Source organism: Pseudomonadota bacterium (genome assembly GCA_016195085.1).
Taxonomy (GTDB): Bacteria; Pseudomonadota; Alphaproteobacteria; order SHVZ01; family SHVZ01; genus JACQAG01.
Genome location: JACQAG010000016.1, coordinates 1 through 26,101, shown reverse-complemented (window position 1 = coordinate 26,101; position 26,101 = coordinate 1). Strand labels below are relative to the sequence as shown.

Here is a 26,101-nt window from a genome sequence, read left to right as displayed (position 1 = left end):
CTCAGCGCGATGTGAGCTTGAGCTCGATGCGCCGGTTGCGCCGCTTGCCGATCTCGTCGTTGCGCTCGTCCAGCGGCTGGTACTCGCCATAGCCGGTCGCCGCCAGCCTGGTGGCGGGAATGCCCTGCAGGGTCAGGAACTTCACGACCGAGATCGCCCGCGCCGCCGACAGCTCCCAGTTCGAGGGAAATTGCAGGGTTGCGATCGGGACGCTGTCGGTGTGGCCGTCGATCTGGAGGACCCAGTTGATCTCCTTCGGAATTTTGCGGGAGATCTCGATGAGCGTGCCGGCGAGCCGCGAGAGCTGGTCCTGGCCGACGAGGCCGAGCACCGCCGATCCGGAATCGAACAGCACTTCGGACTGGAAGACGAAGCGGTCGCCGACGATCCGGATGTCGGGCCGGTCGCCCAAGGCCTCGCGCAGCCTGCCGAAAAACTCGGAGCGATAGCGGGCCAGCTCCTCGACCTTGCTGGCGAGCGCCATGTTGAGGCGCTGGCCCAAATCGGAGATCTGCAGCTCCTGCTGCTTCGACTTGGATTCCGAAGCCTCCAAAGCCGCGGCGATGCGCGCCAGCTGCTGGCGGAGTGCGATGATGTTGTTGTTGAGGAGCTCGACCTGCGCCTGGGCTTCGCTAGTGAGCCTGGTCTGCTGGGAGAGCCCCGACTCGGCCGACTGGGCGCGCGACAAGAGGTCGCGCAGCCGAATCTCGCGCTCTTGGATCTCGCGCTGAGCCAGATGGGTGGTCTCCTCGGACTGGACGAGCTTCGCCTCCAGCTCCTTCGAGCGGTCGCGGAGCTGCGTTGCCTCCTGGCTTTTCTCCGTGAGCTGCGAGGCGAGCCGCCCCACCCTCGATTCGAGTTCGGCGCGGACCTGCTTCAAGGCCTCGATGTCGCGGCTCAAGCGCTCGAGGTCGGCGAGCTGCAGGGTGATCTTGGCGCGATCGGCCTCCACCGTGCGGTTGGCTTCGCGCAAGGCCAGGCTCGCCTTGTCGGCACGGTCCCGCTCGCCCGCGAGATCGCGCTCGGCCTGGCTCAGCCTTGCCACCAGCGCATCGCGCTCGTTGGCGAGGTCGCCGACCCGGACCGCGAGCGCGTCGCGCTGGGCGCCGGAGCTTTGCAGGTCGGCGGCGAGCTGCGCCAGGTTGAGCTTGAGGTCGGCGCTGGTCGCCCGCTCGACCGACAGCATCTGCGTGAGCTCGGAGATCTGCCGGTTGAGGCGTACCAAGGCCTCGTCGCGTCCGGTCAAGGCGGCACCCAGGTAGAACTGCGCTAGCACGAACACCATCAGCACGAAGATGATGACCATGAGCAACGTCGCCAGCGCGTCGACGAAGCCCGGCCAGATATCCATCCCCTGGCGGCGGCGGCCGCCGACGAAGGGCGTGCTCACGGGCGGCTCGCCACGCCCGGGCGCTTGGGCGGGCTGTCATCGGCCAAGGCGGCGATGGTGCGCGCCAAGAGCCGGATCTCGCCGCGGATCTCTTCCAAGGTTTGCGCGCGGCCAGCGGCGACCTCGTCCAAGAGCCGCATCAGATACACCTCGATGGAGCGGATATGGGCGCGGGTGACCTCGTCGCCCGAGCTGGCGCCGGTCATGGCGTCGGCGAGCCGTGCCAGGATCGGCTTCATCTCGACCTGATTTTCGGCCAAGCGCAGCATCAGGTTCTGCTCGGTGCGCATCTGGTCGACCAGGCTGGACAGCCGCTCGTTGAGCGCCGTCAGCTGCACGACCGAGCCGCGCCGCCCGTCCTCGCCCTGGGCGATGGTGCGCTGCAGGGTCTCCAGGCTGTCGGCGATCTTCTCCACCACCGCTTCCAGATAGATGGGAACCGCCTGCTCGCCCTCGGAGAGGGCCGCCGCCGCGGGCGACGCGATGCTGATCTTGGTCAGGCTCGATAGCCATTCCTCGAGATCGTTGTAGAACCGGTTCTGCGCTTGGCTCGCCTGCAGGTCGAGGAAGCCCAGGATGAGCGAGCCGGACAATCCCAAGAGCGAGGAGCTGAAGGCGGTGCCCATGCCGCCCAAAGGCGCCTTCAGCCCGTTCTTGAGGTCGTTGAAGAAGGCGGTGATGTCGCTGGTGGTTGCGGTCAGCCCGCCGATGACGCTGGCGATCGATGACACCGTCTCCAAGAGGCCCCAGAAGGTGCCCAAGAGCCCGAGGAACACCAGGAGTCCGATCATGTAGCGCGAGATGTCGCGGCCTTCTTCGAGCCGGGTGCGGATGCTGTCCAGGAGCGCCCGGGTGGTCGTCGCCGACAGGCTGACCCGGCCCTGGCGCTCACCGAGCAGGGTCGAGATCGGGGCCAAGAGGCGCGGCGAAGGCTGCACCGAGAGTCCGGGATCGCGCCGGCGAAAGGTCTCGAGCCAGCGGACCTCGGGCCCGAGCTGAACCACCTGGCGGATGATGTAGATGATCCCGAGCGCCAGCACGCCGAGGATGAGGCCGTTCAAGGCGACATTCGCCATGAAGGCGTTGCTGAGTGCCGGGAAGAGCGCGGCCGCCAGCACCACCACCGCGGCCACGAACAGGAGCATCCGCCAGAGATACCGTTGCGGACGCGTCATGACCGCAGCCCGCGAGGAGCTCTCACGAGCCACTCACCACGAGGTCGACGCGATCGGGTGAGCTGCCCTCGGCGGTCCTGGAGCCGAGCGCGCGCACGTCGATCCGGGTCGAGCGCACGCCCTGCTCGATGAGATAGGAGCGAACCGCAAGCGCGCGGCTGAGCGACAGCCGCCGCGCCTGGCTCGCCGTCTCCGGCGTGCCGCTGGCAAAGGCGAGGAGCTGCAGGCGGAGCGACTCATTGGATTTCAGCCGCTCGGCCAATTGCTTCAGCGTGCGGTCGGCGCCGGCAGGCAAGTCGAAGCTGCCGCCGGCAAACGCAATGGCCGGCGGCTGGTTGGCGGCAGGCGCCGGAGGCGCAGAGGCTTGCTGAGAGCTGCCAGCACCCGCGGATGCGCTGCGCGGCGCGCTCGGGGTGGGTGCCGCGGGTTGTGCCGAGGCCACCACGGGCGGCGGTGGCGGCGGCTGCGGGGCAGGGATCGACGTGGCGGCCGGCGGCGGCGCGGCGGCACTGGCAGAGGGCGCCGGCGCCGGGCGCGGGGCGGGGCCGGGTTGGGTTGCGGCCTGTGGGGGAGGTGCCGGCGGCGGCGCGGGGGGTGATGCGGCGGCTTGCGGCGCCGGTGTCGCCGCGGGACTGGCGCTCGACGCCGAGCGCGTCGGCGCCGCTTGCGACGGCGGAGTTGGCTGGATCGGCTGCGCCACGCTTGGCGCCCTCGGCTGGGCCGGGGCCGACACCGTCGGCCGGCTCGGCGGGTGCAAAGTCACCCTTTGGCTGGGGCTGGACCCGCGTAAGAGCTGCGGCAAGGTCGGGCTCGGCCCGAGCGCGTCGAGCACGCTCTGGTCGACGAAGACATTGGGCCGCTCGGTGCCGACCACCACGGTCGGCGTCTGGGCGCCGAGGCCGCCGGCGAAGCCCAGAGAAACGAACAGCAATGCACCGATGCCGGCGCAGGCCGCGGTCGCGTCACATCGGGTCATATAGTCGCTGGCCCTACGCACGTTACGGCCCCGAATCCACCATTGCCAACGGCCGGGGCACCATACCCCAAGCCCGCAGGGACCCACAATCGCCTTGCGCCCGCGCCTTGCTCTGGGCCCCTCAGGGAGCCATTTGGCCGAGAAATGTGGCGAATCAGCGGCGCTTGGCGTGCGAATCGCGCAGCACCTTGCCGAGCGGCAGATGCAAATGGTCATTGGCCGCAAGCACGCTGCCCGAGCGCATCATGTCGTGCCCGCCCATGATCTCGCTGACATAGCCGCCGGCCTCGCGCACCAGCACGATGCCGGCGCACATATCCCAGGGCATGATCGGGGCCTCCCAGTAGCCGTCGTAGCGGCCGGCGGCGACATAGGCGAGGTCGAGGGCGGCCGCACCCTGGCGCCGGATGCCGGCGGAGACCGCCATGACCGCCGCCAGCTCCGCCAGAAACTGCTCATGCTCGCCATGGCCGGCGAAGGGAATGCCGGTGGCGAACACGGCTTCGTCCATCCGGCGCCGGGCCGAGACCCGGAGCCGCTGGTCGTTGAGGTAGGCGCCCCCACCCTTTTCGCCCCAATAGAGCTGATCGCGGACCGGCTCGTAGATGACGCCGGCGACCGGCTCGCCGTCGCGCTCGAGCCCGACCGAGATGCAGAAATGCGGAATGCCGTGGAGGAAGTTGGTGGTGCCGTCGAGGGGATCGACGACCCAACGGTGGGACGTGTCGCGTCCTTCCGCGGCCCCGCTCTCCTCCATCAGCATGCCGAAGTCCGGCCGCGCCTTCGCCAGCTCCTGGCGGAGCGTCTTCTCCGCCTGCAGATCGGCGGCCGAGACGAAATCCGCCGGACCCTTCTTGCTCACCTGCAGCTGCTCGACCTCGCCGAAGTCGCGCACCAGCCGCTTCGCCGCCTTGTAGACGGCGTTGACCATGACGTTGATGAGCGGCGAACGGACGGCCACCGGAAAATCCAGCTTATTCGGAAGGCCGCGGACCCTATCAGCAGGACCCAGGCGACGCAACACACTGCACGTGACGTTGGACGTCTGGTGCGGCGGATCGGGAGATTTCACCGCAGAGGACGCGGAGGGCGAAAGGCGCAGAGGGCGCAGAGGAGAAGACTCATGGCGCGGAGCGCGTGCCGTTCTCCTCGGCGCTCTCGGCGCTTCTCTGCGGGCCCTGCGGTGAGTCTCTCATGGGGCGCCAGGAGAACCCCCGCCGCGACGACGGACCTATCGTCCCGCCACCTCGGCGAAGATGCGCTCGAAGCCTTTGACCGCGGCGTCGGGGCCGGCGGGATGGCTCCACACGCCGGAGACGACCGCCAGGAAATCGGCGCCGGCCTCGACCACCGGCCGGCAATTCTCCACCGTGATGCCGCCGATGGCGACCGACGGCACTTCCATGATCTCGCTCCACCATTCCAGGAGCTCGAGGCCGGCTTGCGTCTTCGGCGCCTTGGTCGAGGTGGCGAAGAAGGCGCCGAAGGCGACGTAATCGGCGCCGGCCTCGGCCGCCTCCATCGCCAGGTGGCGCGAGTCGTGGCAGGTGACGCCCACGGTGCGCTCGGCTCCCAGGAGCCGCCGCGCTTCGGCGTAGGGCGCGTCCTCCTGGCCGACATGGACGCCGTCGCAATCGAGCTCGTGGGCGAGATCCGGCCGGTCGTTGAGGATGAAGGCGGCATCGCGCGCCCGTGCCACCGGCATCAACAGCTCTGAGGCACGGCGGATCTCGTCGTCGCTCGCTTGCTTGAGCCGGAGCTGCACCGCGGCCACCGCACCGGCATCGAGCGCGCGGGCGAGCGGATCCCTGAATGCCGCCGCAGCCAACGCGGGCGGCGTCACCAGGTAGAGACGACAGGGCAGCGGTGAGCGGGAAATTCCGGCTACGCCTTGCCTTGGAAGATCTTGACGATGATGTCCAGCATCGCCATGGCGTCCTTGGGCGGGCGCTGAAAGGTGTTGCGGCCGATGATGGAGCCGGTGGCGCCGCCGTCGCGGATGGCACGGACCTCCTGATAGAGACCGTCGAGATCCTTCGCCTCGCCGCCGGAGAAGACCACCAGCCGGCGGCCGTCGAAGGTCGACTGCACGACATGGCGCACGCGCTCGGCCAGGCTTGCGATCGGCACCTTCTGCGCCTCGTAGACCTTCTTCGCCGCATCTTGCTCGATGTGCTGCGTGGGCGGCTTCACCTTGATGATATGGGCGCCGAGCAGGGCTGCCATATGGGCGGCATAGGCGGAGACGTCGATCGCCGTTTCGCCTTGCTTGGACAAGCTGCCGCCGCGGGGATAGGACCAGACGACGGTGGCAAGCCCGACCGACTTCGCCTCGCGCGACATCTCGGCCACCTCCTCCATCATGTCGTAGGCCTTGTCGGACCCGGGATAGATGGTGAAGCCGACGGCGGCGCAGCCGAGCCGCAAGGCATCCTTGACCGAGCCGGTCACCGCCTGGTTCGCCGCCTCCTTCTCGCGGGAGAGCGCGTTCGCGCTGTTGACCTTGAGGATGGTCGGAATGGCGCCGGCGAAGCTGTCGGCGCCGGCTTCCAGCATGCCGAGCGGGGCGGCATAGGCCGAGAGCCCGGCGGCGATCGCCAGGCGGAAGTGGTAATGGGGATCATAGGCGGCGGGATTGGGCGCGAAGCTGCGGGCGGGCCCGTGCTCGAAGCCCTGGTCGACCGGCAGGATCACCAGCTTGCCCGATCCGCCGAGGCGGCCGTTCATCAAGATGCGCGCCAGATTGGCCTTGGTGCCCGGCGTGTCGCTTTCGTAGTTGGCGAGGATCTTCTTGACGCGCTGTGACAATTTCATGGGAGTTCCTCCGAGGGCGGATGGGCGCCTTGGTTTGCTCCTTAGCCGAGCGGCGGGGAATTTTCAACGCTGGGACAAAACCATAGGCGACAGGCCTCGATGGGATTGGCGACCTCCCGGAGGTCGAGGGCATGGGGGCGTTCCAGGTAGAGCCGTGCGCCCTTCTGCCGGGCAATCTCCATGAGCTTCGAGGCCGTCGCCGCATTTCCGGAGAAGCTGAGCTCGGTCAAGCCCTGGCGGAGTGCCGCCAGCACGTCGCCCGGCCGCTCGGCGCAATCGAGCACGGCGATGAAGGTCGCACGGGGGTGCGCCTCGCGGGCTCGCTGGATGAGCGCCTGCCAATAGAGCGGCCCGAGATAGGCCGCGGCTCCCACCGCACTCCACAGCGACACCGGCACTAAGAGCGCGTCCGCCGCCGCGAGCGCGGCCAGCGCATGGTCAAGACCGTGAATGACGACTGCGCGCTCTCCGGCTCGAGGGTTCAGCCGAGCCGCCCCATCGCGGCTGCGGTGTCGAGCATGCGGTTGGAGAATCCCCACTCGTTGTCGTACCAGGACAGCACGCGCACGAACCGTCCGTCGATCACCTTGGTCTGCGTCACATCGAAGGTCGAGCTGTAGCTGCTGTGGTTGAAGTCGGTGGAGACCAGCTCTTCCTTGTTGATGCCGAGGATGCCCTTCAGGCGGTTGTCGTTGGCAGCCCGCTCCATCGCGCCGTTCACTTCCTCGACGGTGGTCTTGCGCCCGGCCATGAACTTGAAGTCGATCAAGCTCACATTGGCGGTCGGCACGCGGATGGAGGTGCCGTCGAGCTTGCCGTTGAGCTCGGGCAGGACCAAGCCCACCGCCTTCGCCGCACCGGTCGAGGTCGGGATCATCGAGAGCGCCGCCGCCCGCGCCCGCCTGAGGTCTTTGTGCAGCGTATCGACCGTGCTCTGATCGCCGGTATAGGCGTGGATGGTGGTCATGAAGCCCTGCTCGATGCCGACCGCGCGGTTCAGCACATAGGCGACCGGCGCCAGGCAGTTGGTGGTGCAGGAAGCGTTCGAGACCACGGTGTGCTTGGCGTTGAGCGCGTCGTGGTTGACGCCGTAGACGACCGTCAGATCGACGCCGTCGGCCGGGGCGGAAACCAGCACGCGCTTGGCGCCGGCCTCGAGGTGCTTCGCCGCCGCCTCGCGCTTGGTGAAGATGCCGGTGCATTCGAGCGCGACGTCGACGCCGAGCTCCTTCCAGGGCAGCTTCGCCGGATCGCGCTCGGCAGTGACCTTGATCGGGCCTTGGCCCACATCCATGGTCCCGAGACCGGTCGTAACCGTGCCGGGAAAGCGGCCATGCACGGAATCGTAGCGAAAGAGGTGCGCATTGCTTTCGACGGGCCCGAGATCGTTGACGCCGACCACCGTCAGGTCGCGCCGGCCGCTCTCGGCCAGCGCGCGCAAGACCAGGCGTCCGATGCGGCCGAACCCGTTGATCGAAACTCGTAGCGTCATCCGAATTCCTCCGCGAGAGATTTAGAGCCGCGCCAGGACGGCGGCGGCGACGGCATCGGCGGTGATGCCGTAATGCTTGTAGAGGTCCTCCGCGGGCGCCGAGGCGCCGAAGCCGGTCATGCCTACGAAGCCGCCCTTGGGGCCGAGATAGCGTTCCCAGCCGAAGGCGATGGCAGCCTCGACGGCGACCCGGACGCCCTCGCCCAGCACCTCTCGACGATAGGGATCGGACTGCTGGTCGAACAATGACCAGCACGGCATGGACACAACCGCGGTCGCGACACCCTTCGCCTCGAGGAGCTCGCGGGCGGCAAGCGCCACCTGGACCTCCGAGCCCGTCGCCATCACCGTCGCCCGCCGCTTGCCCGTGGCTTCGGCCAGCACATAGGCGCCGCGGGCCGACAGGTTCTCCTCGACATGCTCCCGGCGCACCGGCGGCACCGCTTGGCGGGTGAGCGCGATGACCGAAGGCCGCGTCTCATCGGCCAGCGCCAGTGCCCAGCACTCGGCGGTCTCCACCGCATCCGCCGGGCGGAAGACCTGCAGGCGCGGAATGGCGCGCAAGGCGGCCAGATGCTCGACCGGCTGGTGCGTCGGTCCGTCCTCGCCGAGCCCGATCGAGTCGTGGGTCATCACATGCACGACCCGAATGCCCATCAGGGCCGCGAGCCGGATCGCCGGACGGCAATAGTCGCTGAAGGTGAGGAAGGTGCCGCCATAGGGAATGACGCCGCCATGCAGCGCCATGCCGTTCATGGCCGCCGCCATCCCATGCTCGCGCACGCCGTAGTGGAGATAGCGGCCGGCGAAATTGTCGCGGGCGATGACCGCTTGCGCCTTCGTCTTGGTGTTGTTGGATCCGGTCAAGTCGGCCGAGCCGCCGATGAGCTCAGGGATCGCCGCCGACAGCCTTTCCAGGACGTTGCCCGAGGCTTGCCGCGTCGCTAGCTTCGGCGCCTCGGCGAATAGCTGGCGCTTTAGGTCGGTGATGGTGGTGCCGAACGCCTCCGGCAGCGCGCCGGTGAGCGCGCGCTCGAAGTCGGGATGATTGATGGCCGCATGCCGCCCGGACCAGGCCTGGTAGGCGGCGGCACCGCTGCCGCCGGCCTTGCGCCAGGCGGCGAGCACCGGCTCCGGCACGGTGAAGGCCGGATAGGTCCAGCCCAAGGCGGTGCGGGCGCCCTCGATCTCCTTTGCTCCCAAGGGCGAGCCATGGGAGGCGGCGGTGCCCGCCTTGGTCGGCGCGCCGCGGGCGATCGTGGTCCGGCAGGCGATGAAGGACGGCCGGTCGCTCCCACGCGCCCGCTCGAGCGCGCCGGCGATTTGAGCGGCGTCGTGGCCGTCGATCGCCTCCGCCCGCCAGCCCGAGGCGGCGAAGCGCTGGGTCTGATCGTCGGAGACGGCGAGGCTGGTGGGTCCGTCGATCGAGATGTGGTTGTCGTCGAACAGCACGATCAGCTTCGACAGACGCAAATGTCCGGCGAGCGAGAGCGCCTCATGGCTGATCCCTTCCATGAGGCAACCGTCGCCGACCACGCAATAGGTGTGATGGTCGACGAGCTCCGGGCCGAACCGGGTCGCCAGCAGGCGCTCGGCAATCGCCATGCCGACCGCATTGGCCAATCCCTGGCCGAGGGGTCCGGTGGTGGTCTCCACGCCGGCGGCGTGGCCCCATTCCGGATGCCCGGGCGTGCGGCTATGGAGCTGACGGAAGCGGCGGATCTCCTCCATCGTCATGTCGGCATAGCCGGTGAGATAGAGGAGCGCATAGAGCAGCATCGAGCCGTGGCCGGCGGAGAGCACGAAGCGGTCGCGATCCGGCCACTCCGGATGCTCCGGATCGTATTTGAGGAAGCGCGTGAACAGCACGGTTGCCACATCGGCCATGCCCATGGGCATGCCGGGATGGCCGGCCTTGGCCTGCTCGACCGCATCCATCGCCAGCGCGCGGATGGCATTGGCGAGCATGTCGTGGCCGATGGTCGAGGCCTGGGCGCTGTCGGGCGTCACCGTATCGGGTCCGGGGCGGGTGGTGGCGGCCGGAACATGCCGGCTCGGGCACCCCCCGTCAATTGCGCATTAATCATCTCTGTCCAGCGCAATTGACGCCCTATCGAGGCGCGCCTTATGGTCGCCCCATGTCGAGACTGGTCCCAGCGATCGAGCGGCTGGATAAGGCGCTCTTGCGCCTGGAGGCGGCGATCGCCAAACGGGACGCCATTGACCGCCGCGAGCGCGAGGCGCTGAAGACGGCGCTTGCCGATGCCCGCGCCGAATATGCGCGCCTGGCCCAGGCTGCCGATTCCGTCTCGAACCGTCTCGACGGCGCCATCGGCCGCTTGAAGCTGGTGATGGAAGGCTAGGAATGGGCCAGATCACCATCGACATCAATGGCAGACCCTACCGGGTCGCCTGCGCCGATGGCGAGGAGCCGCATCTGGAGGAGCTCGGGCGCTACGTCAACGCCAAGGTGAAGCAGCTGGTGGCGCAGGCGGGCCAGATCGGCGACACCAGGCTCCTGGTGATGGCGAGCCTCGTCATCGCCGATGAGCTGGGCGAAGCCAAGGGCGGCATCGACAAGCCGGCCGCCGCCAAGCCAGCCGATGGCGAGGCGATGGCGGCGGCGATCGAAGCCGTGGCCGCGCGCATCGAGTCCCTTGCCGCTCGGCTGGAAGGTGCCTAAGTTCAACTCTCGGGCGGATGCTGCTCGGTGCGATCTGCCACACTATCCCTGGGGCCAATACCCATCCTCTGGGAGCTGTCCCTGCCGGGGTCTTGGCCTCGGTACATGGCGCCCACCTGCGTAGCAGGCCACAGAGGATATACACGGCTAACGGCCACGGCGGCACCGCCCGAACCTCAATTCCCGCTTCCATGACGGCCGACTTGACCCGAGCGACTGATGCGCCTCATGCCGCCGGGCCCGACGCGGCAAAGCGTCGGCTGCGCCAGCTCATGCTGACCAAGCGGGCCGGTCTCTCGCGGCTGGAAGCAGGCGGCTTGCTGGTCCAGCGCTTCCAGTCGCTGCCGCCTCTGGCACCCGGGCTGGCGGTTTCCGGTTTCTGGCCGATTGGTGATGAGATCGACGTGCGGCCGCTCCTGGCGGCACTCGATCGCCGGGGCCATCCGATCGGCCTGCCCGTGGTCATTCGCCGCGGCGAGCCCTTGCTCTTCCGCCGCTGGCAACCGGGAGACACGTTGGTGGCGGCGCGCTTCGGCCTGTCGGTCCCGGCCCCAGAGGCGCCCCAGATCGAGCCGGACCTGCTATTGGTGCCGCTGCTTGCCTTCGACCGCGCCGGCTATCGCCTCGGCTATGGCGGCGGCTTCTACGACCGGACGTTGGCCCAGTTGCGCCGGCACCGGCGGGTGACGTCGGTCGGTGTCGCCTTTGCCGGGCAGGAAGTCCCGGAGGTGCCCCGTGGGGAGAGCGACGAGCGGCTCGACTGGGTGGTGACGGATGCCGAGGCGATCAGGATAGGGGACCCACCGGGTGCGCATTCTCTTTTGCGGTGACATCGTCGGGCGCAGCGGCCGCGAGGCGGTAGCCCTGCATGTGCCGCGGCTCCGCCGCGAGCTCGCCCTCGATTTTGTCATCGCCAATGGCGAGAACGCCGCCGGCGGCTTCGGTCTCACTCTTGCCATCGGCGAGAGCCTGTTCGCCGCCGGGGTCGATGCGATCACCGGCGGCAATCACACCTGGGACCAGAAGGAGCTCGTCGGCACCATCGAACGCGAGCCCCGGATCCTGAGGCCGCACAATTTCCCGCCGGGCACGCCCGGCCGTGGCGCTGCCGTTTTCAACGCTCCCGGCGGCCGCAAGATCCTCGTCGTCAATCTTCTCGGCCGGGTGTTCATGGATGCGATCGACGATCCCTTCCAGGCGGTCGAGAAGGAGCTGGCGCGCCAAAGGCTGGGCGGTACGGTGGCGGCGATCGTGGTCGACATGCACGCCGAGGCGACCAGCGAGAAGCAGGCGATGGCCCATGCCCTCGACGGTCGGGTGTCCTTGGTGGTGGGCTCCCACAGCCACGTTCCCACCGCGGACGCCCAAATCCTGCCCGGCGGCACCGCCTTCCAGACCGATGCCGGCATGTGCGGGGACTATGACTCGGTCATCGGCATGAAGAAGCACGTGCCGATCCTGCGCTTCACCCGCAAGCTGCCGACGGAGAGGCTGGAGCCGGCCGATGGCGAGGCGACGCTGTGCGCGGTCTTCCTTGAGACCGACGAGGAAACCGGCAAGGCCAGCCGCGTCGCCCCGGTGCGCCAAGGCGGCAGGCTGGCTCCGGCGATGCCGTGAGAGAGCGCCTGGACGGTATCGTCTCCGACAGCGTGCCCCCACCCCAGCCCTCCCCCGCCTGACGGCGGAGGAGGGAGCACGACATCGTCGCTCCCTCCCCCATGCGTAGCGTGGGGGAGGGCTGGGGTGGGGGCATTTGTCGGCGCGGGCGCTGGGACTATTCCGCACTGGATCGCGGTCGGGCGGCTCAATGAAATCAATGCGTTACGGTCGTCCCACTGTCCCAGTCCCGGGCGCGCACGGGGTGGGACAGGTGCTATTCCGTCGGCGGGACTTGGCTCAGCACGATCTTGTGCAGGCCTTTGACGATCTCCTGGCCGATCGCGCCGCCATCGCCTTTGAGCTTGCTCAAGACCACGGCACGCAACGCATCGACATGGGCACGGATCACGTCGATCTCGCCGTCATCGGCGTCCTCGCGGTGCTCGATGTACTTGCACAAGAGGCTGCCGATCTGCGTGACCAAGGGATAGCCGAAGCTGGTGCCGCCGCCTCTGAGGTCGTGCACGACCTGGAACATCGCCTCGAGATGCTTCTGCTGCTCCTCGCGTTTGCTGATGTGCTGAAGGGCGGTTGCGATCTTCGCAAGGTCGGGTGCCACCTGGGCGGCGAAGTCGATCGAATTCTGCACCTTGACCACGGCCTCTTCGGCCTTGGCGAGCAGCTGCGGATCCATCCCCTTGGTCCCGGGCCCGACCCGGGCGCGGAGCTTGTTGGGCGGGTGGATCACCTCGACCGCGCTCTTTGCCTTCTCGTCGCTCATGACAACCTCATCGGCGTATCGATCTAGCTCTTCTGCAACGTCTTGATCGCGTCTTTGGCCTTCTTCAGCGCCGCCTGCTGGTCGCCGGAAAGCGGCCCGGCCGCGCCGCCCGGCTTGGCGGCGGCGGCACCCTCCGCGGCAGTCCGCCGCTCCGGGCCCTCGAAAGGCAGCATCTGGCGGCGGCGATCGGGCCCGAAATAGTCTTTGGTGCGCACGAAGGGGCGCGGATTTTCGATGATCGAGACGATCCGCGCGTAGAGCGAGCGGGCGGAGACGGGCTTGGCCATGAATTCGGTGATGCCGGCGTCGCGCGCCTGCATGACGCGCGCCTTCTCGGTGTGTCCGGATAGCATGACGATGGGGACGAACGGATCGGGGCTGTCGGCGGAGCTGCGGATGTGGCGGGTGAGCGCCAGCCCGTCCATCGGCTCCATGTTCCAGTCGACGATGATGAGATCGACCTGCTGGGAGGCGAGCTTCTCCAGCGCGTGCTGGCCGTCGCGGGCTTCGATGATCGAGCTCACGCCCAGCGCCTCGAGGATGGTGCGGATGAGACTCCGCATGTGCTGGTTGTCGTCGACAACCAGGACCGTCAGCCGGTCGAGGCGATAGCCCATCATTGGTGGTAATCCACCATGCCGCCCCGCTTCCCCCTTGGCGCAGCCGGCGTCGGGCGACTCCTCGCCGCTGCCGCTGGCACGCTCCGCCCCCTGGCTCCTGCCCTGTCCGGACCCGCCCCGATCGAGGCGGCTTCCGCCCGACCGTCCGGGCCGCCGCGCTCGTTAATACCTTGCAGTCTATAACAACGGCCTGGCGGAAAAGCCAGCCTGAGCCACGCCCCATTCCCGCCATAATAGATTGTTAGCAAACAAAGGCCCTGGGTGCGCCGAGCTACCAGATCTGGTATATGAATTGCCTTTGCCTACGAAGGACTTGGGTTGGGTCGCGATGGCCGGTCATTCACAATTCAAGAACATCATGTATCGCAAAGGCGCGCAGGACGCCAAGCGCGCCAAGCTGTTTACCAAGCTCATCCGTGAAATGACCGCCGCGGCCAGGTTGGGTCTTCCCGACCCCGCAACCAACCCTAGGTTGAAAGCGGCAATGACCGCCGCACGCCAGGCGAACATGCCCAAGGACACGATCGAGCGGGCGATCAAAAAGGGTGCCGGCGGTGACGATGGCAGTGCCTTCGAAGAGGTGCGCTACGAGGGTTACGGCCCCGGCGGGGTCGCGATCCTGGTCGACGCGCTCACCGACAACCGGAACCGGACGGTGGCCGAGATCCGCTCGGTCTTTTCCAAGGCCGGCGGCGCGCTCGGCGAAGCGGGCAGCGTCGCCTTCATGTTCGACCGCATCGGCCAGATCGCCTACCCGGCGGCGGCGGCCGGTCCCGATCAGATGTTCGAGGCCGCCTTAGACGCCGGCGCCGAGAACGTCGCGTCGGACGCCTCCGGGCACGAGATCACCACGACGCCCGAGGATTTCTCGCAGGTGCGCGACAAGCTCGAGGCGCGCTTCGGCGCGCCGGTGCGGGCCCGGCTCGGCTGGCGGCCGCGCTCCAGCGTCCCCGTCGGCGAGGAAGCGGCGGAAGCGCTCTTGAAGCTCTTGGACGCGCTCGAAGACAACGACGATGTACAGGCCGTCTCGGCCAATTACGAGGTGGCCGACGCCGTCCTCGAAAAGCTGACGGCGTAACCGGAGGGCCGACTGATCATGCGGCTGCTCGGTCTCGACCCGGGCCTGCGCCACACTGGCTGGGGTATCATCGACGTGGAAGGCAACCGCCTCATCTACGTCGCCGATGGCGTCATCCACGCCAAGGGCGGCGAGATTGCGCGCCGGCTGGTCGTGCTGCATGAGGGCGTGCTGGCGGTGATCGCCCGCTACAGCCCGGACGAGGCCGCGGTCGAGGAGACCTTCGTCAACAAGAACCCGGATTCGACGCTCAAGCTGGGCCTCGCCCGCGGCGTCGTGGTGCTGGCTCCGGCCCGCTCCGGCCTGCCCGTCTCGGAATACGCGCCCAATCAGGTGAAGAAGACCGTCGTCGGCGCCGGGCACGCCGACAAGGCCCAGGTCGAGCACATGGTGCGCTTGCTGCTTCCGGGCTCGCGGCCTTCGGGCGCGGACGCCGCCGACGCGCTCGCGGTCGCCATCTGCCATGCCCATCATGTCGGCACCAGGAACGCCTGGACGGCGCGCATCGCCGTGGGGATCGGGCGATGATCGGCAAGCTCACCGGCCGCGTCGACTCCAGGGGCGAGGACTGGGCCATCATCGATGTGAGCGGCGTGGGCTATCTCGTGCATTGCGGGCGGCGAACGCTCGAGCGTCTGCCGGCCCAGGGCAGCATCGCCTCCCTCGTCATCGAGACCCAGCTGCGCGAGGACCGCCTGCAGCTCTTGGGCTTCGCCAGCGGCGCCGAGCGCGACTGGTTCCGTCTCCTGGTGACGGTGCAGGGCGTGGGTGCGCGCATCGCCTTGTCGCTGCTCTCGGTCTTGGAGCCCGATGATCTCGCGCGCGCGGTCGCCGCCCAGGACAAGGCGCTGTTGACCCGCGCCGACGGGGTTGGACCGAAGCTGGCCCAGCGCATCGTGAACGAGCTCAAGGACAAGGCGGCCGGGCTCATGCTGGGCCAGGCCGCACGCACGAGCACCATGCCGGCCGCGGCGGTCGAGGGCGGGCCGGCGGCCGATGCTGTCTCCGCCCTGGTCAATCTCGGCTACGGCCGCAGCGAGGCCTTCGGTGCGGTTGCCAGCGTCGCCGGCGGGCTCGGCACTAAGGCTTCGGTCGAGGCCTTGATCAAGGCCAGCCTCAAGGAGCTGGCACGATGAGCGCCGATCCGGCCGAGCCGGCATCCGGTGCGCCGCCCGCAGGGCGCGTGATCCAAGGCGAGCGCGTGGAGGCGGATGCGGGCGAGACCAGCATCCGCCCACGCAGCCTCGGCGACTTCGTCGGCCAGCGCCAGGCTTGCCAGAACCTGAAGGTCTTCATCGAGGCGGCGCGGGCCCGCGGCGAGGCTTTGGATCACGTGCTTCTGCATGGGCCGCCGGGTCTCGGCAAGACCACGCTCGCCCAGATCGTCGCCCATGAGCTGGGGGCGAGCTTCCGCGCCACCTCCGGGCCGGTGATCGCGCGCGCCGGCGATCTGGCGGCGATCCTCACCAACCTGCAGCCGCGCGACGTCTTGTTCATCGACGAGATCCATCGCCTCAATCCTGCCGTGGAAGAGATGCTCTATCCAGCGATGGAGGACTTCCAGCTCGACCTCATCATCGGCGAAGGACCGGCCGCCCGGTCGATCCGCATCGATCTCCCGCCCTTCACGCTCGTCGGTGCCACCACCCGCTCGGGGCTCATCACCACGCCCTTGCGCGAGCGCTTCGGCATTCCCTTGCGGCTGTCCTTCTACGAGACCGACGAGCTGGTGCAGATCGTCAGCCGCGCCGCCGGGATCTTCGGCATCGAGTTGACCCGTGACGGCGCCATCGAGATCGCGCGGCGCGGCCGCGGCACGCCCAGGGTCGCCGGGCGGCTCTTGCGGCGGGTCAGAGACTTCGCCGCGGTCGCCGGCGCGGTCGCGATCGACGCCGCGGCGGCGGATGCGGCGCTCAATCGCCTCGAGGTCGACCGCCAGGGTCTGGATGCGATGGATCGGCGCTATCTCAGCTGCATCTACGAGCACTATGCCGGCGGGCCGGTCGGCGTGGAGACCCTGTCGGCGGCGCTCTCCGAGCAGCGCGACGTGATCGAGGATGTGATCGAGCCCTATCTCATGCAGCAGGGGCTGGTGCAGCGCACCCCGCGCGGCCGCATGCTGGCGGCCCGGGGCTATCGCTATCTGGGGCTGCCGCTGCCCAGCGGCACCGCCCAGCTCGAGCTCCTCGCCGGCACCGGGACCGACGATGCCTGAGCGCCAGCACCCCAGCGCGGGATCGCTCGAAGGCGGCGTGCACCGCTTTCCGATCCGCGTCTACTACGAGGACACGGATGCGGCAGGCGTGGTCTACCACGGCAACTATCTGAAATACGCCGAACGCGCCCGCACCGAGATGATGCGTGGGCTGGGCTTGAGCCACAGCGAGCTCGCCAGCCGGCTGGGTCTGGTGTTCACCGTCAGGCGTTGCGAGATCGACTATCGGGCGCCGGCGCGGCTCGACGACGAGCTGCAGGTGGCGACCCGCATTCTCGAAGTGGGCGGCGCCCGGCTCATGGCCGAGCAGACGATTACCCGCGCCGGCGGCGCCTTGGCGCGGTTGGTGCTGACGCTGGCTTGCGTCACCGCCGCCGGACGGCCGGCGCGGCTGCCGAACGATCTCCGGTCCGCGATCGCGGCCGCTTTCCAATGACCATTCGAAGTGAGAGCTAGGCATGGATCCATCGGTCGTTAACTCGGTCACGCTCGCCGGCTCCGTCGGCGCCGCCGACATGAGCATGTGGGGCCTGTTCCTGTCCGCCGACATCATCGTCAAGGTCGTCATGGTGATCCTGGCGCTGGCCTCGTTCTGGTGCTGGGCGATCATCTTCGACAAGCTCATCCGCATCCGTCGCCTGCAGGCGCGCGCGGCCGAGTTCGAGGAGCAGTTCTGGTCCGGCGGCTCGCTCGAAGACCTTTACGATCATATCGGCCACCGGCCGACCGATCCGATGTCGGCGATCTTCTCCTCGGCGATGCGCGAATGGCGCCGCTCGGCGGCGAAGGGCTTGACCGCGACCGGGCAGATGCGGGCCAGTCTCCGCCAGCGCATCGATCAGGTGATGTCGCTGACCGCCGAGCGCGAGATCGTGCAGCTCGAGCGCTATATGCCGTTCCTCGCCTCGGTCGGATCGACCGCACCCTTCATCGGCCTCTTCGGCACCGTGTGGGGCATCATGAACAGCTTCCAGTCGATCGCCGCCACCAAGAACACCTCGCTCGCCGTGGTGGCGCCGGGCATCGCCGAAGCCTTGTTCGCGACCGCCCTTGGCCTGGTGGCGGCGATTCCCGCGGTGATCGCCTACAACAAGATCTCGAACGACCTCGGCCGCTATGCGAACCGGCTGGAGGGCTTCGCCACCGAGTTCGGCGCCATCCTATCGAGGCAAATGGACGAGGCCGAGTAATGGCAGCCCATCTCCTCGGCCGCCCGACCCGGGGCTCGCGCACCCGCTACAAGCCCCTAAGCGAGATCAACGTGACGCCGTTCGTCGACGTCATGCTGGTGCTGCTCATCGTCTTCATGGTGGCGGCACCCTTGCTCACCGTCGGCGTGCCGGTCGACCTGCCGAAGACCCAGGCCGCTTCGATCAACGAGCAGGTGGAGCCGTTGACCATCAGCGTCGACGGCCAGGGTCGCATCTTCATCCAGGAGAGCGAGGTCGCACCCGACCAGCTGGTGCCGCGCCTCCTCGCCATCCAGAAGAACAAACCCGACCAGCGCATCTTCGTGCGCGGCGACAAGGCCATCTCCTATGGACGCGTCATGGAGGTCATGGGCCTGGTGAGCTCCGCCGGATTCGACCGCGTTGCCTTGATCGCGGAGATGCCCGAGGGCGGCACGGCGCGCCAGCCGCCGCGCCCGCGCGCCGGCGGAGCCCGCACGAACTAGCGAGCCATGCGCAAGGGCATCATCCTCTCTGCTTGTCTGCACGTCGCGATCATCCTCATCGCGATCCTCGGCTTGCCGCATCTGACGCAGCCCATCGTACTGGCCGACCAGCCGATCATGGTCGACATCATCACCATCGCGCCCAAGACCAATCTGCCGCCGCCGGCACCGAAACCGGAGCCGAAGCGAGAGGTGGCGCAGGTACCGACGCCGGCGCCGCCACCGCCGACGCCGCCGAAGCCGGAGCCGCCACCTCCGCCTCCGCCTCCGCCTCCGCCTCCGCCACTCCCACCGCCGCCGCCCAAGACCGAGCCGAAGCCGGAGCCGCCGCCGCCGCCCAAGGTGGAGATCCCGAAGCCGGTGCCGAAGGAAGAGCCGCGGCCGGCACCGACGCCCCCGCAGCAGCAGGCCAAGGTGGAGCCGCCGGCGCCGAAGCCGACGGTGAAGCCGACGCCGCCGAAGCCGCCGGAACCGCAGCCCCAGGCCAAGGTGCCGCCGAAGCAGCCGAGCGCCTTCGACCAGATGCTGCGCGACCTGACCAAGCGCCAGCCGACCACGCAGCAGGAGCAGAGCGAGCAGAAGCCGAAGCCGACGCCGCCGCCCCCGCAGCCGCCGGTCCCGCAGCAGCAGACCGCCTCACGCACGCCGGCGCCGCCCACCAACCAGCCGCTCACTCTGAGCGAGCTCGACGCCATCCGCGCGCAGATCGCCCAATGCTGGAACATGCCCATCGGCGCGCGCGACGCGCAGAACCTGGTGGTCGATGTCTATGTGCAGATGAACCCGGACGGCACCGTGCGCACCGCCGACATCGCCGACAAGCAGCGCATGTACACCGATCCGTTCTTCCGCGCCGCGGCTGAAAGCGCGCTCCGCGCCATGCTCAACCCGCGCTGCAGCCCCTTGCGTCTGCCGCTCGACAAGTTCGACACTTGGAAGACCTTCACGATCAGCTTCAATCCGAAGGACATGCTGTCATGACCCCGACCGTCTCCCGGTCCACCGCCGCTTGGCTCCGGCCCAGCCGGCGCGGCGTGGTGACCAGCTTGCTGGCGCTGCCCTTCGCCGGGCTCGCGTCCGGATCGGCGCGGGCCGAGCTGCATATCGACATCACCCGCGGCAAGATCGAGCCGGTCCCGATCGCCATCGCCACCTTCACCGCGACCAGGCCCGAGGAGATCAAGGTCGGCCGCGACGTGACCGAGGTGATCTCCGCCAATCTCGAGCGCTCCGGGCTGTTCAAGCCGCTCGACCCGAAATCCTTCATCCAGACACCGGAATCCTTGAAGGTGCAGCCGCGCTTTCCCGATTGGCGGGTGATCAACGCCCAGGCGCTGGTGCATGGCAATGTCGAGAGCCAGGCCGACGGCCGGCTCAAGGTCGAGTTCCGGCTCTGGGACGTGTTCGCCGAGCAGCAGATGACCGGGCTTGCTTATTTCACCGTGCCGACCAACTGGCGGCGGGTGGCGCACATCGTCTCCGATGCGATCTACAAGCGCATGACCGGCGAGGACGGCTACTTCGATACCCGCATCGTCTACATCTCCGAAAGCGGACCGAAGACGAACCCGACCAAGCGGCTCGCCATCATGGACCAGGACGGCGCCAACCATCGCTTCCTGACCGACGGCAAGAAGCTGGTGCTGACGCCGCGCTTCTCGCCGACCGCCCAGGAGATCACCTATCTCGCCTACTACAACGATCAGCCGCGGGTCTATCTCTTCAACATCGATACCGGTCAGCAGGAATTGGTCGGCGATTTTCCCGGCATGACCTTCGCGCCCCGGTTCTCGCCCGACGGCCAGCGCGTGATCTTCAGCCTGTCGACCGAAGGCAAATCCGAGATCTACACCATGGATCTGCGCACCCGGCAGGTCTCGCGGCTCACCACCGGCAACTGGATCGACACTTCGCCTTGCTATTCGCCCGACAGCAAGCGCGTGGTGTTCAATTCCGACCGCAGCGGTACCCAGCAGCTCTATACGATGAGCTCCGACGGCAGCAATCCGCAGCGCATCAGCTTCGATGAGGGCAGGGGCCGCTACGGCACGCCGGTGTGGAGCCCCCGCGGCGACCTCATCGCCTTCACCAAGATCAAGGACTCCACCTTCGCCATCGGCGTCATGCGTCCCGACGGCAAGGGTGAGCGCATTCTGAGCGAGAGCTTTCTCGATGAGGGGCCGACCTGGGCGCCAAATGGAAGAGTGCTGATGTTCTTTCGCCAGCAGCCCACGGACGACCAGGGAAAAGGCGGTTCGGTAAAACTCTATTCAATTGACTTGACCGGCTTCAACCAACGGGAAGTCATAACGCCTCTCGATGCCTCCGATCCGGCGTGGTCCCCCTTGATTCCATGAGGTTACGCCGTTATATTGCCCCGCGATCCCGTCGGTCCGTACCTATGGGTGTATACCCGTGGGCCGGCTGACTGTCACTTTCGGACACCGCGCGAGCGACCCGTCCAAGGCAGGCCGTCGACTGCCGTTAGGTTCCTCAATAAACTGATCTCGAACTCCGTCGGAAGGAGCAACAACGAATGCGTATGAAACTTGTCAGCCTCATCGCCGCGTCGATCCTGCTCGCTGCTTGCGAAACTGCACCGTCGACGACCGGCGCTGCCGGGGGCGCGGGCGCAGGTTCGACCTCGACTGCGACCACGACGGCCACGCCGTCTGGCCCGACGCCTGGCTCGCAGCAGGATCTGGTCGTCAATGTCGGCGATCGGGTTTTCTTCGACTTCAACAAGTCCGATCTTAAGCCTGAAGCCCGCCGCACTCTCGAGCGGCAAGCCGCCTGGCTGAAGCAATACGGCAACGTCCGCGTCGCCGTCGAAGGCCATTGCGACGAGCGCGGCACCCGCGAATACAACTTGGCGCTCGGCGAGCGTCGCGCCAATGCGGCGAAGGACTATCTCGTCAGCCTCGGCATCCCGGCGGCGCGCCTCAGCACCATCAGCTACGGCAAGGAGCGTCCGGCCGTCCTCGGTTCGAACGAGGCCGCCTGGTCGCAGAACCGCCGTGGGGTGACGGTCGTTCAGTAATTCCGACGCGGATTAAAAGCGACGGTGAAGCATGCGACGCCGGCCCGGCTGTTCCCTGAGTAGGGGACAGCCGGGCCGGCGCCTTATTTTTGCCCTCGTGCCGGTTGAACCTAGGCACGACGAGACGAGGGCAGCGATGTATCAAGCCCCTTTGACGCTTCCATCCATTCCGACGATCGCTCGGATCGTGGCCGTTCTCGCCTGCCTGATCATGGGGGGCGAGCCGGCTTGGGCCCAGTCCAGCGATAGCAAGGCGCTGGCCGACCGGCTGGAGCGCTTGGAGCGCGACCTTTTGACGCTGCAGCGTCAGGTCTATCGCGGTCAGGCCAGCACCCCGTCGGGCGGACCGCCGCTGCCCGCCCCGTCAGCCTCCGCCGTGCCCATGTCCGCCGACGCGGTCGGACGCTTCGAGAGCCGGGTGAGCGGGCTCGAAGACCAGATGCGCGACATGACCGGCCGGCTGGAGGAGACGCAATTCTCCATCAACCAGCTCCGCGAGCGGCTGGACAAGCTGGTGAGCGATGTCGATTTCCGCCTGGGGGCGCTCGAGCAGGGGAAGGGCGGCCAAGCACCCGGCAATCAGCCGGGTCCGGCACCTGCCGCGGCCGGAGCGCCCCCTCTCGCCGGCGGGCCGCTGACGCCGGGCCAGGCGCAGCGCGCGGCCTCGCCGCCCAATATCCCGGGCCAATCGCCGACCGCACCCGCCGCCGGCAATCTCGGCAGCATGACCCAGGGCCAGCTCAGCGCCAACCTGCCCTCGACCCCGGGCGCATCGTCTCCGTCGGCTCAAGGCGGCCGTCCCGCTGCGCCGGCGGCCTCGATCCTGCCCGACGGACCGGCTTCGGAGCAGTTCAAGTTCGCCTTCAACATCATGGCGCAGAACGACTACGAGCAGGCCGAGCGCGCCTTTAAGGCGTTCCTTGCCGCCCATCCCAATGAGCCCGAGTCGGTCGGCGCGCAGTTCTGGCTCGCCAACATCTACTATGTGCGCAAGCGCTACGATGAAGCGGCCCAGGCCTTCGCCGAGACCTACCAGAAATATCCGAAGGCGACGCGGGCGCCGGAAGCGCTGCTCAAGCTGGGGGCGTCATTGTCCAGGCTCAACCGCGCCCGCGAGGCCTGCGTCACCTTCGCCCGCTTCGATGAGCAATTCCCCGACGCGCCGGCGAACCTGAAAGCGCAGCTGGCGAACGAGCGCAAAACCGCGAACTGCCGCTAGCCGCCGCCATGGCCGCGCCCGGCGCCGCGGACAAAGCGATCGTCGCACCTGAGGAATTCGCCCGGCTGATGGCGGGCTTCGGCCCATGGGAAAAAGCCCCACGCCTGGCGGTCGGCGTCTCCGGCGGCGCCGACAGCATGGCGCTCGTCCTCCTCGCCCATGGCTGGGCCCGAGAGCGGCAGGGCGAGGTCGTGGCCCTCAGCCTCGATCACGGCTTGCGCGCCGGTTCGGCCGGCGAAGCTGGCCGGGTGGCGGAGTGGCTCGGCCGCCGCGGCATCGCTCAGCACACCCTCGCCTGGACGGGCCCCAAGCCCAAGAGCGGCATTCAGGCCGCCGCCCGGGCGGCGCGGCGGCAGCTCTTGGGCCGATGGTGCGAAGCCGGCGGAATCCTGCACCTCTTGATGGCGCATCACCGGGGCGATCAGGCCGAGACGCTTCTGATCCGGCGCGAAGATGCGAGCGGGCCCGATGGGCTGGCCGGGATGGCCGCGGACCTCGCCACCCCGTGGGGACGGCTCTTGCGGCCGCTGCTCACCATCTCGAAGGCGCGGCTGATCGCCACGCTCACGCATCTCGGCCAGGAGTGGATCGAGGATCCCTCGAACCTGAACCCGGCCTTTGCCCGCGTTCGGCACCGCCAAGCCTTGGCCGAGCGGCCGGGGGCGGAGGTGGCCCTCGCCCGCGAGGCCATTGGCTACGGGCAGGCGCGCGTCGAGCGCGAGCGGGCGGTCGCCGATCTCTTGGCGCGCTCGGTCCGGGTGCTGCCGGAAGGCTATCTCTGGCTCGACCCGGGAACGCTCGCTTCCGTGCCCGAGGACATGGCGCGGGCGGCGCTGGCGCAGATCCTGCGCGTGGTGGGCGCGCCGGCAAGGCGGCCGCGAGGCAAGGCGGTGGCCCGGCTCTTGGACGCGCTCCTGATCGAGCGCCTCGGCGCCGGACGCACCCTCGGCGGCTGCCGGGTGGCGCCCCGCTCCGGCCGGGTGCTGGTGAGCCGGGAGGTCGGAACGGTTCTCGATGACTGCCCGCTGGCGCTGGGCACGATGCTGTGGGATCGGCGGTTCGCCCTGGTATTTGGCGAAGGGGCGACCCACCAGGGCTGGCGGCTTGCGCGCCTTGGTCACGGGGCCGCGGCCGGCAAGCGTCACCCCATCCCCAGGGCTGCGGTGGCCGCGCTCCCGGCGGTTCATGACCTTGACGGCGTGGTTGCGCTGCCCCACCTCTCCTACGTGCGGTCGGATCTCCCGGCCGGTGCGTGCCCATCGACGATCCGCTTTACCCCGCCCCAGGGATTGACCGAGGCGGAGTTTAGAGTTGCGTCGCCTGGCTCGCGCGGTATCTGATATCCTCCGGGTGTAGATGTGCCCGGGGTAGTAGCCGGGCCCACCCGCGCTCATCCGCGCGGGCCAGGGCTCCGAGGCGAGGCAGGCGACGTGAATAATTTCGGCAAGAATCTTGCGCTCTGGGTCATCATCGGCGTTCTGCTGGTTGCGCTCTTCAATCTGTTCCAGACCTCCTCCAGCCGCGGTCCGCATGCGAGCCTCGCCTTCTCGGATTTCCTGAACGAGGTCGAGCGCGGCACCGTCGCCGAGGTGACGATCCAGGGCCCCAACATCAGCGGGCATTTCACCGACGGCCGCGCCTTCAACACCTACGCGCCCAACGATCCGAACCTGGTGAGTCGCCTCACCGACAAGAATGTGCGCATCGCCGCCGCGCCGCCGGACGACAACATGTCCGGGCTCCTGGGCGTGCTCATCTCCTGGTTCCCGATGCTGCTGTTCATCGGCGTGTGGATTTTCTTCATGCGCCAGATGCAGGCCGGAGGCGGCAAGGCCATGGGCTTCGGCAAGAGCCGGGCACGGCTTTTGACCGAGAAGATCGGGCGGGTCACCTTCGACGACGTGGCCGGGATCGACGAGGCCAAGACCGAGCTCGAGGAGATCGTCGAGTTCCTGAAGGATCCGCAGAAATTCCAGCGCCTCGGCGGCAAGATCCCGAAGGGCGTGCTCCTGGTCGGGCCGCCGGGCACCGGCAAGACGCTGCTCGCCCGCCGGGCACCGGCAAGACGCTGCTCGCGCGCGCCATCGCCGGTGAAGCCAACGTGCCATTCTTCACCATCTCGGGCTCCGACTTCGTCGAGATGTTCGTCGGCGTCGGCGCTGCGCGCGTGCGCGACATGTTCGAGCAGGCCAAGAAGGCTTCGCCGTGCATCATCTTCATCGACGAAATCGACGCCGTCGGCCGGCATCGTGGCGCGGGCCTCGGCGGCGGCAACGACGAACGCGAACAGACCCTCAACCAGCTGCTGGTCGAGATGGACGGCTTCGAGGCTAACGAGGGCGTCATCCTGATCGCCGCCACCAACCGGCCCGACGTGCTCGATCCGGCGCTGCTGCGCCCCGGCCGTTTCGACCGCCAGGTCGTGGTGCCGAACCCCGACGTCGGCGGTCGCGAAAAAATCCTCAAGGTCCATATGCGCAAGGTGCCGCTGGCGCCCGACGTCAACGCGCACGTGCTGGCACGCGGCACGCCGGGTTTCTCCGGCGCCGATCTTGCCAACCTCGTGAACGAGGCCGCCCTGCGCGCGGCCCGTGTCGGCAAGCGCCTCGTCACCATGGCCGATTTCGAATACGCCAAGGACAAGGTGCTGATGGGCACCGAGCGTCGCTCGATGGCGATGACCGACGAGGAAAAGAAGCTCACGGCCTATCATGAGGCGGGCCACGCCCTGGTTGCCATGCATGTGCCCAAGTCCGATCCGCGAACGTGACGACCGGCGCGGCCAGCGACATCCAGGTCGCGACGCAGACCGCGCGCGGCATGATCACCGTCTTCGGCATGTCCGAGAAACTGGGCCGGGTTCGCTATCAGGCGAACGAGCAGGAACTTTTCCTCGGCCACGCCGTGACCCAGACACAGAATGTGTCGGAGGCGACGGCGCAGCTCATTGACCAGGAAGTGCGCCGTCTCATCGAAGAAGCCGAAGGCAAGGCCCGCCAGATCCTCACCGATCATCTCGAGGATCTGCATACGATCGCCAAAGCGCTCCTCGAGTACGAGATGCTGAGCAGAGACGAGATCGACCAGGTTCTGCGCGGCGAAAAGGTCGTGCGCGACGATACCGGCGGTGCCGGCTCCGGTCCGGATCGCCGTCGGCGCGCCTCCGTGCCGACCAGCAGCGATCCCGCGCCGGGTGCCAATCCCGAGCCGCAGCCGGGCGTTTGACGGCTTCGTTCGGAGGCGTTGCGCTCGATCGCCCCCGCATAATGGCGATCGTCAACGTAACGCCCGACTCCTTTTCCGACGGCGGCGAACGCCTCCATGCAGGGCAGGCCATCGACGAT

The 26,101-nt window shown here is 68.2% G+C and carries 28 protein-coding genes, 1 other RNA gene and 1 pseudogene; 19 read left to right on the top strand and 11 right to left on the bottom strand.

Going from position 1 to position 26,101, the window contains the following annotated elements; genetic code table 11:
- Nucleotide 1: 1 nt before the first annotated feature.
- Genes HY058_04455 through HY058_04445 form a run of 3 tightly spaced genes read right to left on the bottom strand, consistent with a single transcriptional unit; the run spans nucleotide 2 to nucleotide 2,860 of the window.
- Nucleotides 2–1,351: a peptidoglycan -binding protein gene (locus HY058_04455; GenBank protein MBI3496535.1), complete on the bottom strand. Its 1,350-nt coding sequence runs from the start codon at nucleotides 1,349–1,351 to the stop codon at nucleotides 2–4.
- Between the two features lie 35 nt (nucleotides 1,352–1,386).
- Nucleotides 1,387–2,565 (bottom strand): flagellar motor protein MotA, encoded by a 1,179-nt coding sequence (locus HY058_04450; GenBank protein MBI3496534.1) that lies wholly within the window; start codon nucleotides 2,563–2,565, stop codon nucleotides 1,387–1,389.
- A gap of 22 nt (nucleotides 2,566–2,587) precedes the next feature.
- Nucleotides 2,588–2,860 carry an OmpA family protein gene (locus tag HY058_04445; protein ID MBI3496533.1) on the bottom strand — a complete coding sequence of 91 codons (273 nt, stop codon included), beginning with the start codon at nucleotides 2,858–2,860 and terminating at the stop codon, nucleotides 2,588–2,590.
- 118 nt (nucleotides 2,861–2,978) lie between these two features.
- Here HY058_04445 and HY058_04440 point away from each other — a divergent pair, with 118 nt between their 5' ends.
- Complete coding sequence (locus tag HY058_04440; GenBank protein MBI3496532.1) at nucleotides 2,979–3,545, top strand: hypothetical protein; 567 nt, start codon at nucleotides 2,979–2,981, stop codon at nucleotides 3,543–3,545.
- A 150-nt stretch (nucleotides 3,546–3,695) separates the two neighbouring features.
- On the opposite strand, the gene HY058_04435 is transcribed toward HY058_04440, so the two are convergent.
- From HY058_04435 to tkt, 6 genes are all read right to left on the bottom strand, one after another.
- Entirely contained in the window at nucleotides 3,696–4,502 is an 807-nt protein-coding gene (locus HY058_04435; GenBank protein MBI3496531.1) for an inositol monophosphatase, read from the bottom strand.
- Between the two features lie 270 nt (nucleotides 4,503–4,772).
- Nucleotides 4,773–5,420, bottom strand: coding sequence for a thiamine phosphate synthase (gene thiE / locus HY058_04430; GenBank protein ID MBI3496530.1), 648 nt, complete (start codon nucleotides 5,418–5,420; stop codon nucleotides 4,773–4,775).
- Nucleotides 5,421–5,425: 5 nt separating this feature from the next.
- Nucleotides 5,426–6,355 (bottom strand): class I fructose-bisphosphate aldolase, encoded by a 930-nt coding sequence (locus HY058_04425; protein ID MBI3496529.1) that lies wholly within the window; start codon nucleotides 6,353–6,355, stop codon nucleotides 5,426–5,428.
- A gap of 41 nt (nucleotides 6,356–6,396) precedes the next feature.
- Nucleotides 6,397–6,753 carry a hypothetical protein gene (locus HY058_04420; protein ID MBI3496528.1) on the bottom strand — a complete coding sequence of 119 codons (357 nt, stop codon included), beginning with the start codon at nucleotides 6,751–6,753 and terminating at the stop codon, nucleotides 6,397–6,399.
- A gap of 83 nt (nucleotides 6,754–6,836) precedes the next feature.
- Nucleotides 6,837–7,847, bottom strand: coding sequence for a type I glyceraldehyde-3-phosphate dehydrogenase (gap, locus tag HY058_04415; GenBank protein ID MBI3496527.1), 1,011 nt, complete (start codon nucleotides 7,845–7,847; stop codon nucleotides 6,837–6,839).
- Nucleotides 7,848–7,868: 21 nt separating this feature from the next.
- Complete coding sequence (tkt, locus tag HY058_04410; GenBank protein ID MBI3496526.1) at nucleotides 7,869–9,857, bottom strand: transketolase; 1,989 nt, start codon at nucleotides 9,855–9,857, stop codon at nucleotides 7,869–7,871.
- Nucleotides 9,858–9,985: 128 nt separating this feature from the next.
- Here tkt and HY058_04405 point away from each other — a divergent pair, with 128 nt between their 5' ends.
- The 5 genes from HY058_04405 to HY058_04385 all read left to right on the top strand — a co-directional run bounded on the left by HY058_04405 (nucleotide 9,986) and on the right by HY058_04385 (nucleotide 12,147).
- Nucleotides 9,986–10,210 (top strand): hypothetical protein, encoded by a 225-nt coding sequence (locus HY058_04405; GenBank protein ID MBI3496525.1) that lies wholly within the window; start codon nucleotides 9,986–9,988, stop codon nucleotides 10,208–10,210.
- A 2-nt stretch (nucleotides 10,211–10,212) separates the two neighbouring features.
- A complete protein-coding gene (locus HY058_04400; GenBank protein ID MBI3496524.1) occupies nucleotides 10,213–10,530 on the top strand; it encodes a cell division protein ZapA in 318 nt (105 codons plus the stop codon).
- A gap of 14 nt (nucleotides 10,531–10,544) precedes the next feature.
- Nucleotides 10,545–10,700, top strand: a non-coding RNA gene (gene ssrS / locus HY058_04395) — 6S RNA.
- Nucleotides 10,701–10,721: 21 nt separating this feature from the next.
- The gene (locus HY058_04390) at nucleotides 10,722–11,360 is read left to right on the top strand and encodes a 5-formyltetrahydrofolate cyclo-ligase (protein ID MBI3496523.1); all 639 of its coding nucleotides are present in this window, start codon (nucleotides 10,722–10,724) and stop codon (nucleotides 11,358–11,360) included.
- A complete protein-coding gene (locus HY058_04385) occupies nucleotides 11,338–12,147 on the top strand; it encodes a TIGR00282 family metallophosphoesterase (protein ID MBI3496522.1) in 810 nt (269 codons plus the stop codon). The genes HY058_04390 and HY058_04385 overlap by 23 nt, the downstream gene beginning before the upstream one ends.
- Before the next feature lie 256 nt (nucleotides 12,148–12,403).
- Here the strand turns inward: HY058_04385 and HY058_04380 are convergent, their stop codons facing one another.
- Together HY058_04380 and HY058_04375 are read right to left on the bottom strand one after the other, a co-directional pair.
- Nucleotides 12,404–12,910, bottom strand: a complete 507-nt coding sequence (locus tag HY058_04380) for an Hpt domain-containing protein (GenBank protein ID MBI3496521.1) — start codon at nucleotides 12,908–12,910, stop codon at nucleotides 12,404–12,406.
- A 23-nt stretch (nucleotides 12,911–12,933) separates the two neighbouring features.
- Entirely contained in the window at nucleotides 12,934–13,530 is a 597-nt protein-coding gene (locus HY058_04375) for a response regulator (protein MBI3496520.1), read from the bottom strand.
- A gap of 328 nt (nucleotides 13,531–13,858) precedes the next feature.
- Here HY058_04375 and HY058_04370 point away from each other — a divergent pair, with 328 nt between their 5' ends.
- From HY058_04370 to HY058_04310, 13 genes and pseudogenes are all read left to right on the top strand, one after another.
- Entirely contained in the window at nucleotides 13,859–14,608 is a 750-nt protein-coding gene (locus HY058_04370; protein ID MBI3496519.1) for a YebC/PmpR family DNA-binding transcriptional regulator, read from the top strand.
- Between the two features lie 18 nt (nucleotides 14,609–14,626).
- Nucleotides 14,627–15,136 (top strand): crossover junction endodeoxyribonuclease RuvC, encoded by a 510-nt coding sequence (ruvC, locus tag HY058_04365; GenBank protein MBI3496518.1) that lies wholly within the window; start codon nucleotides 14,627–14,629, stop codon nucleotides 15,134–15,136.
- A complete protein-coding gene (gene ruvA / locus HY058_04360; GenBank protein ID MBI3496517.1) occupies nucleotides 15,133–15,744 on the top strand; it encodes a Holliday junction branch migration protein RuvA in 612 nt (203 codons plus the stop codon). Before ruvC ends, ruvA begins: the two co-directional genes overlap by 4 nt.
- Nucleotides 15,741–16,823: a Holliday junction branch migration DNA helicase RuvB gene (gene ruvB / locus HY058_04355; GenBank protein MBI3496516.1), complete on the top strand. Its 1,083-nt coding sequence runs from the start codon at nucleotides 15,741–15,743 to the stop codon at nucleotides 16,821–16,823. Before ruvA ends, ruvB begins: the two co-directional genes overlap by 4 nt.
- Nucleotides 16,816–17,259: a tol-pal system-associated acyl-CoA thioesterase gene (gene ybgC / locus HY058_04350; GenBank protein MBI3496515.1), complete on the top strand. Its 444-nt coding sequence runs from the start codon at nucleotides 16,816–16,818 to the stop codon at nucleotides 17,257–17,259. Before ruvB ends, ybgC begins: the two co-directional genes overlap by 8 nt.
- 22 nt (nucleotides 17,260–17,281) lie before the next feature.
- A complete protein-coding gene (gene tolQ, locus HY058_04345; protein ID MBI3496514.1) occupies nucleotides 17,282–18,013 on the top strand; it encodes a protein TolQ in 732 nt (243 codons plus the stop codon).
- The gene (tolR, locus tag HY058_04340) at nucleotides 18,013–18,498 is read left to right on the top strand and encodes a protein TolR (GenBank protein ID MBI3496513.1); all 486 of its coding nucleotides are present in this window, start codon (nucleotides 18,013–18,015) and stop codon (nucleotides 18,496–18,498) included. Before tolQ ends, tolR begins: the two co-directional genes overlap by 1 nt.
- 6 nt (nucleotides 18,499–18,504) lie before the next feature.
- Entirely contained in the window at nucleotides 18,505–19,479 is a 975-nt protein-coding gene (locus HY058_04335; GenBank protein MBI3496512.1) for a cell envelope integrity protein TolA, read from the top strand.
- Nucleotides 19,476–20,855: a Tol-Pal system protein TolB gene (tolB, locus tag HY058_04330; GenBank protein ID MBI3496511.1), complete on the top strand. Its 1,380-nt coding sequence runs from the start codon at nucleotides 19,476–19,478 to the stop codon at nucleotides 20,853–20,855. Before HY058_04335 ends, tolB begins: the two co-directional genes overlap by 4 nt.
- A gap of 179 nt (nucleotides 20,856–21,034) precedes the next feature.
- Entirely contained in the window at nucleotides 21,035–21,538 is a 504-nt protein-coding gene (pal, locus tag HY058_04325; GenBank protein ID MBI3496510.1) for a peptidoglycan-associated lipoprotein Pal, read from the top strand.
- Nucleotides 21,539–21,674: 136 nt separating this feature from the next.
- Nucleotides 21,675–22,757 (top strand): tol-pal system protein YbgF, encoded by a 1,083-nt coding sequence (gene ybgF / locus HY058_04320; GenBank protein ID MBI3496509.1) that lies wholly within the window; start codon nucleotides 21,675–21,677, stop codon nucleotides 22,755–22,757.
- Nucleotides 22,758–22,765: 8 nt separating this feature from the next.
- A complete protein-coding gene (tilS, locus tag HY058_04315; GenBank protein MBI3496508.1) occupies nucleotides 22,766–24,097 on the top strand; it encodes a tRNA lysidine(34) synthetase TilS in 1,332 nt (443 codons plus the stop codon).
- Nucleotides 24,098–24,187: 90 nt separating this feature from the next.
- Nucleotides 24,188–25,982: pseudogene (locus HY058_04310) on the top strand (ATP-dependent metallopeptidase FtsH/Yme1/Tma family protein).
- Nucleotides 25,983–26,101: the final 119 nt, after the last annotated feature.

Coding starts and splice junctions, on each gene's coding strand:
- tolR (MBI3496513.1), top strand. CDS start 18,013: ATGGCAGCCCATCTCCTCGGCCGCCCGACCCGGGGCTCGCGCACCCGC.
- tolB (MBI3496511.1), top strand. CDS start 19,476: ATGACCCCGACCGTCTCCCGGTCCACCGCCGCTTGGCTCCGGCCCAGC.
- ybgF (MBI3496509.1), top strand. CDS start 21,675: ATGTATCAAGCCCCTTTGACGCTTCCATCCATTCCGACGATCGCTCGG.
- HY058_04455 (MBI3496535.1), bottom strand. CDS start 1,351: ATGGATATCTGGCCGGGCTTCGTCGACGCGCTGGCGACGTTGCTCATG.
- ruvA (MBI3496517.1), top strand. CDS start 15,133: ATGATCGGCAAGCTCACCGGCCGCGTCGACTCCAGGGGCGAGGACTGG.
- HY058_04425 (MBI3496529.1), bottom strand. CDS start 6,355: ATGAAATTGTCACAGCGCGTCAAGAAGATCCTCGCCAACTACGAAAGC.
- HY058_04450 (MBI3496534.1), bottom strand. CDS start 2,565: ATGACGCGTCCGCAACGGTATCTCTGGCGGATGCTCCTGTTCGTGGCC.
- HY058_04390 (MBI3496523.1), top strand. CDS start 10,722: ATGACGGCCGACTTGACCCGAGCGACTGATGCGCCTCATGCCGCCGGG.
- HY058_04405 (MBI3496525.1), top strand. CDS start 9,986: ATGTCGAGACTGGTCCCAGCGATCGAGCGGCTGGATAAGGCGCTCTTG.
- tilS (MBI3496508.1), top strand. CDS start 22,766: ATGGCCGCGCCCGGCGCCGCGGACAAAGCGATCGTCGCACCTGAGGAA.
- ruvB (MBI3496516.1), top strand. CDS start 15,741: ATGAGCGCCGATCCGGCCGAGCCGGCATCCGGTGCGCCGCCCGCAGGG.
- HY058_04370 (MBI3496519.1), top strand. CDS start 13,859: ATGGCCGGTCATTCACAATTCAAGAACATCATGTATCGCAAAGGCGCG.
- ybgC (MBI3496515.1), top strand. CDS start 16,816: ATGCCTGAGCGCCAGCACCCCAGCGCGGGATCGCTCGAAGGCGGCGTG.
- gap (MBI3496527.1), bottom strand. CDS start 7,847: ATGACGCTACGAGTTTCGATCAACGGGTTCGGCCGCATCGGACGCCTG.
- tolQ (MBI3496514.1), top strand. CDS start 17,282: ATGGATCCATCGGTCGTTAACTCGGTCACGCTCGCCGGCTCCGTCGGC.
- HY058_04335 (MBI3496512.1), top strand. CDS start 18,505: ATGCGCAAGGGCATCATCCTCTCTGCTTGTCTGCACGTCGCGATCATC.
- ruvC (MBI3496518.1), top strand. CDS start 14,627: ATGCGGCTGCTCGGTCTCGACCCGGGCCTGCGCCACACTGGCTGGGGT.
- HY058_04375 (MBI3496520.1), bottom strand. CDS start 13,530: ATGATGGGCTATCGCCTCGACCGGCTGACGGTCCTGGTTGTCGACGAC.
- HY058_04380 (MBI3496521.1), bottom strand. CDS start 12,910: ATGAGCGACGAGAAGGCAAAGAGCGCGGTCGAGGTGATCCACCCGCCC.
- pal (MBI3496510.1), top strand. CDS start 21,035: ATGCGTATGAAACTTGTCAGCCTCATCGCCGCGTCGATCCTGCTCGCT.
- HY058_04400 (MBI3496524.1), top strand. CDS start 10,213: ATGGGCCAGATCACCATCGACATCAATGGCAGACCCTACCGGGTCGCC.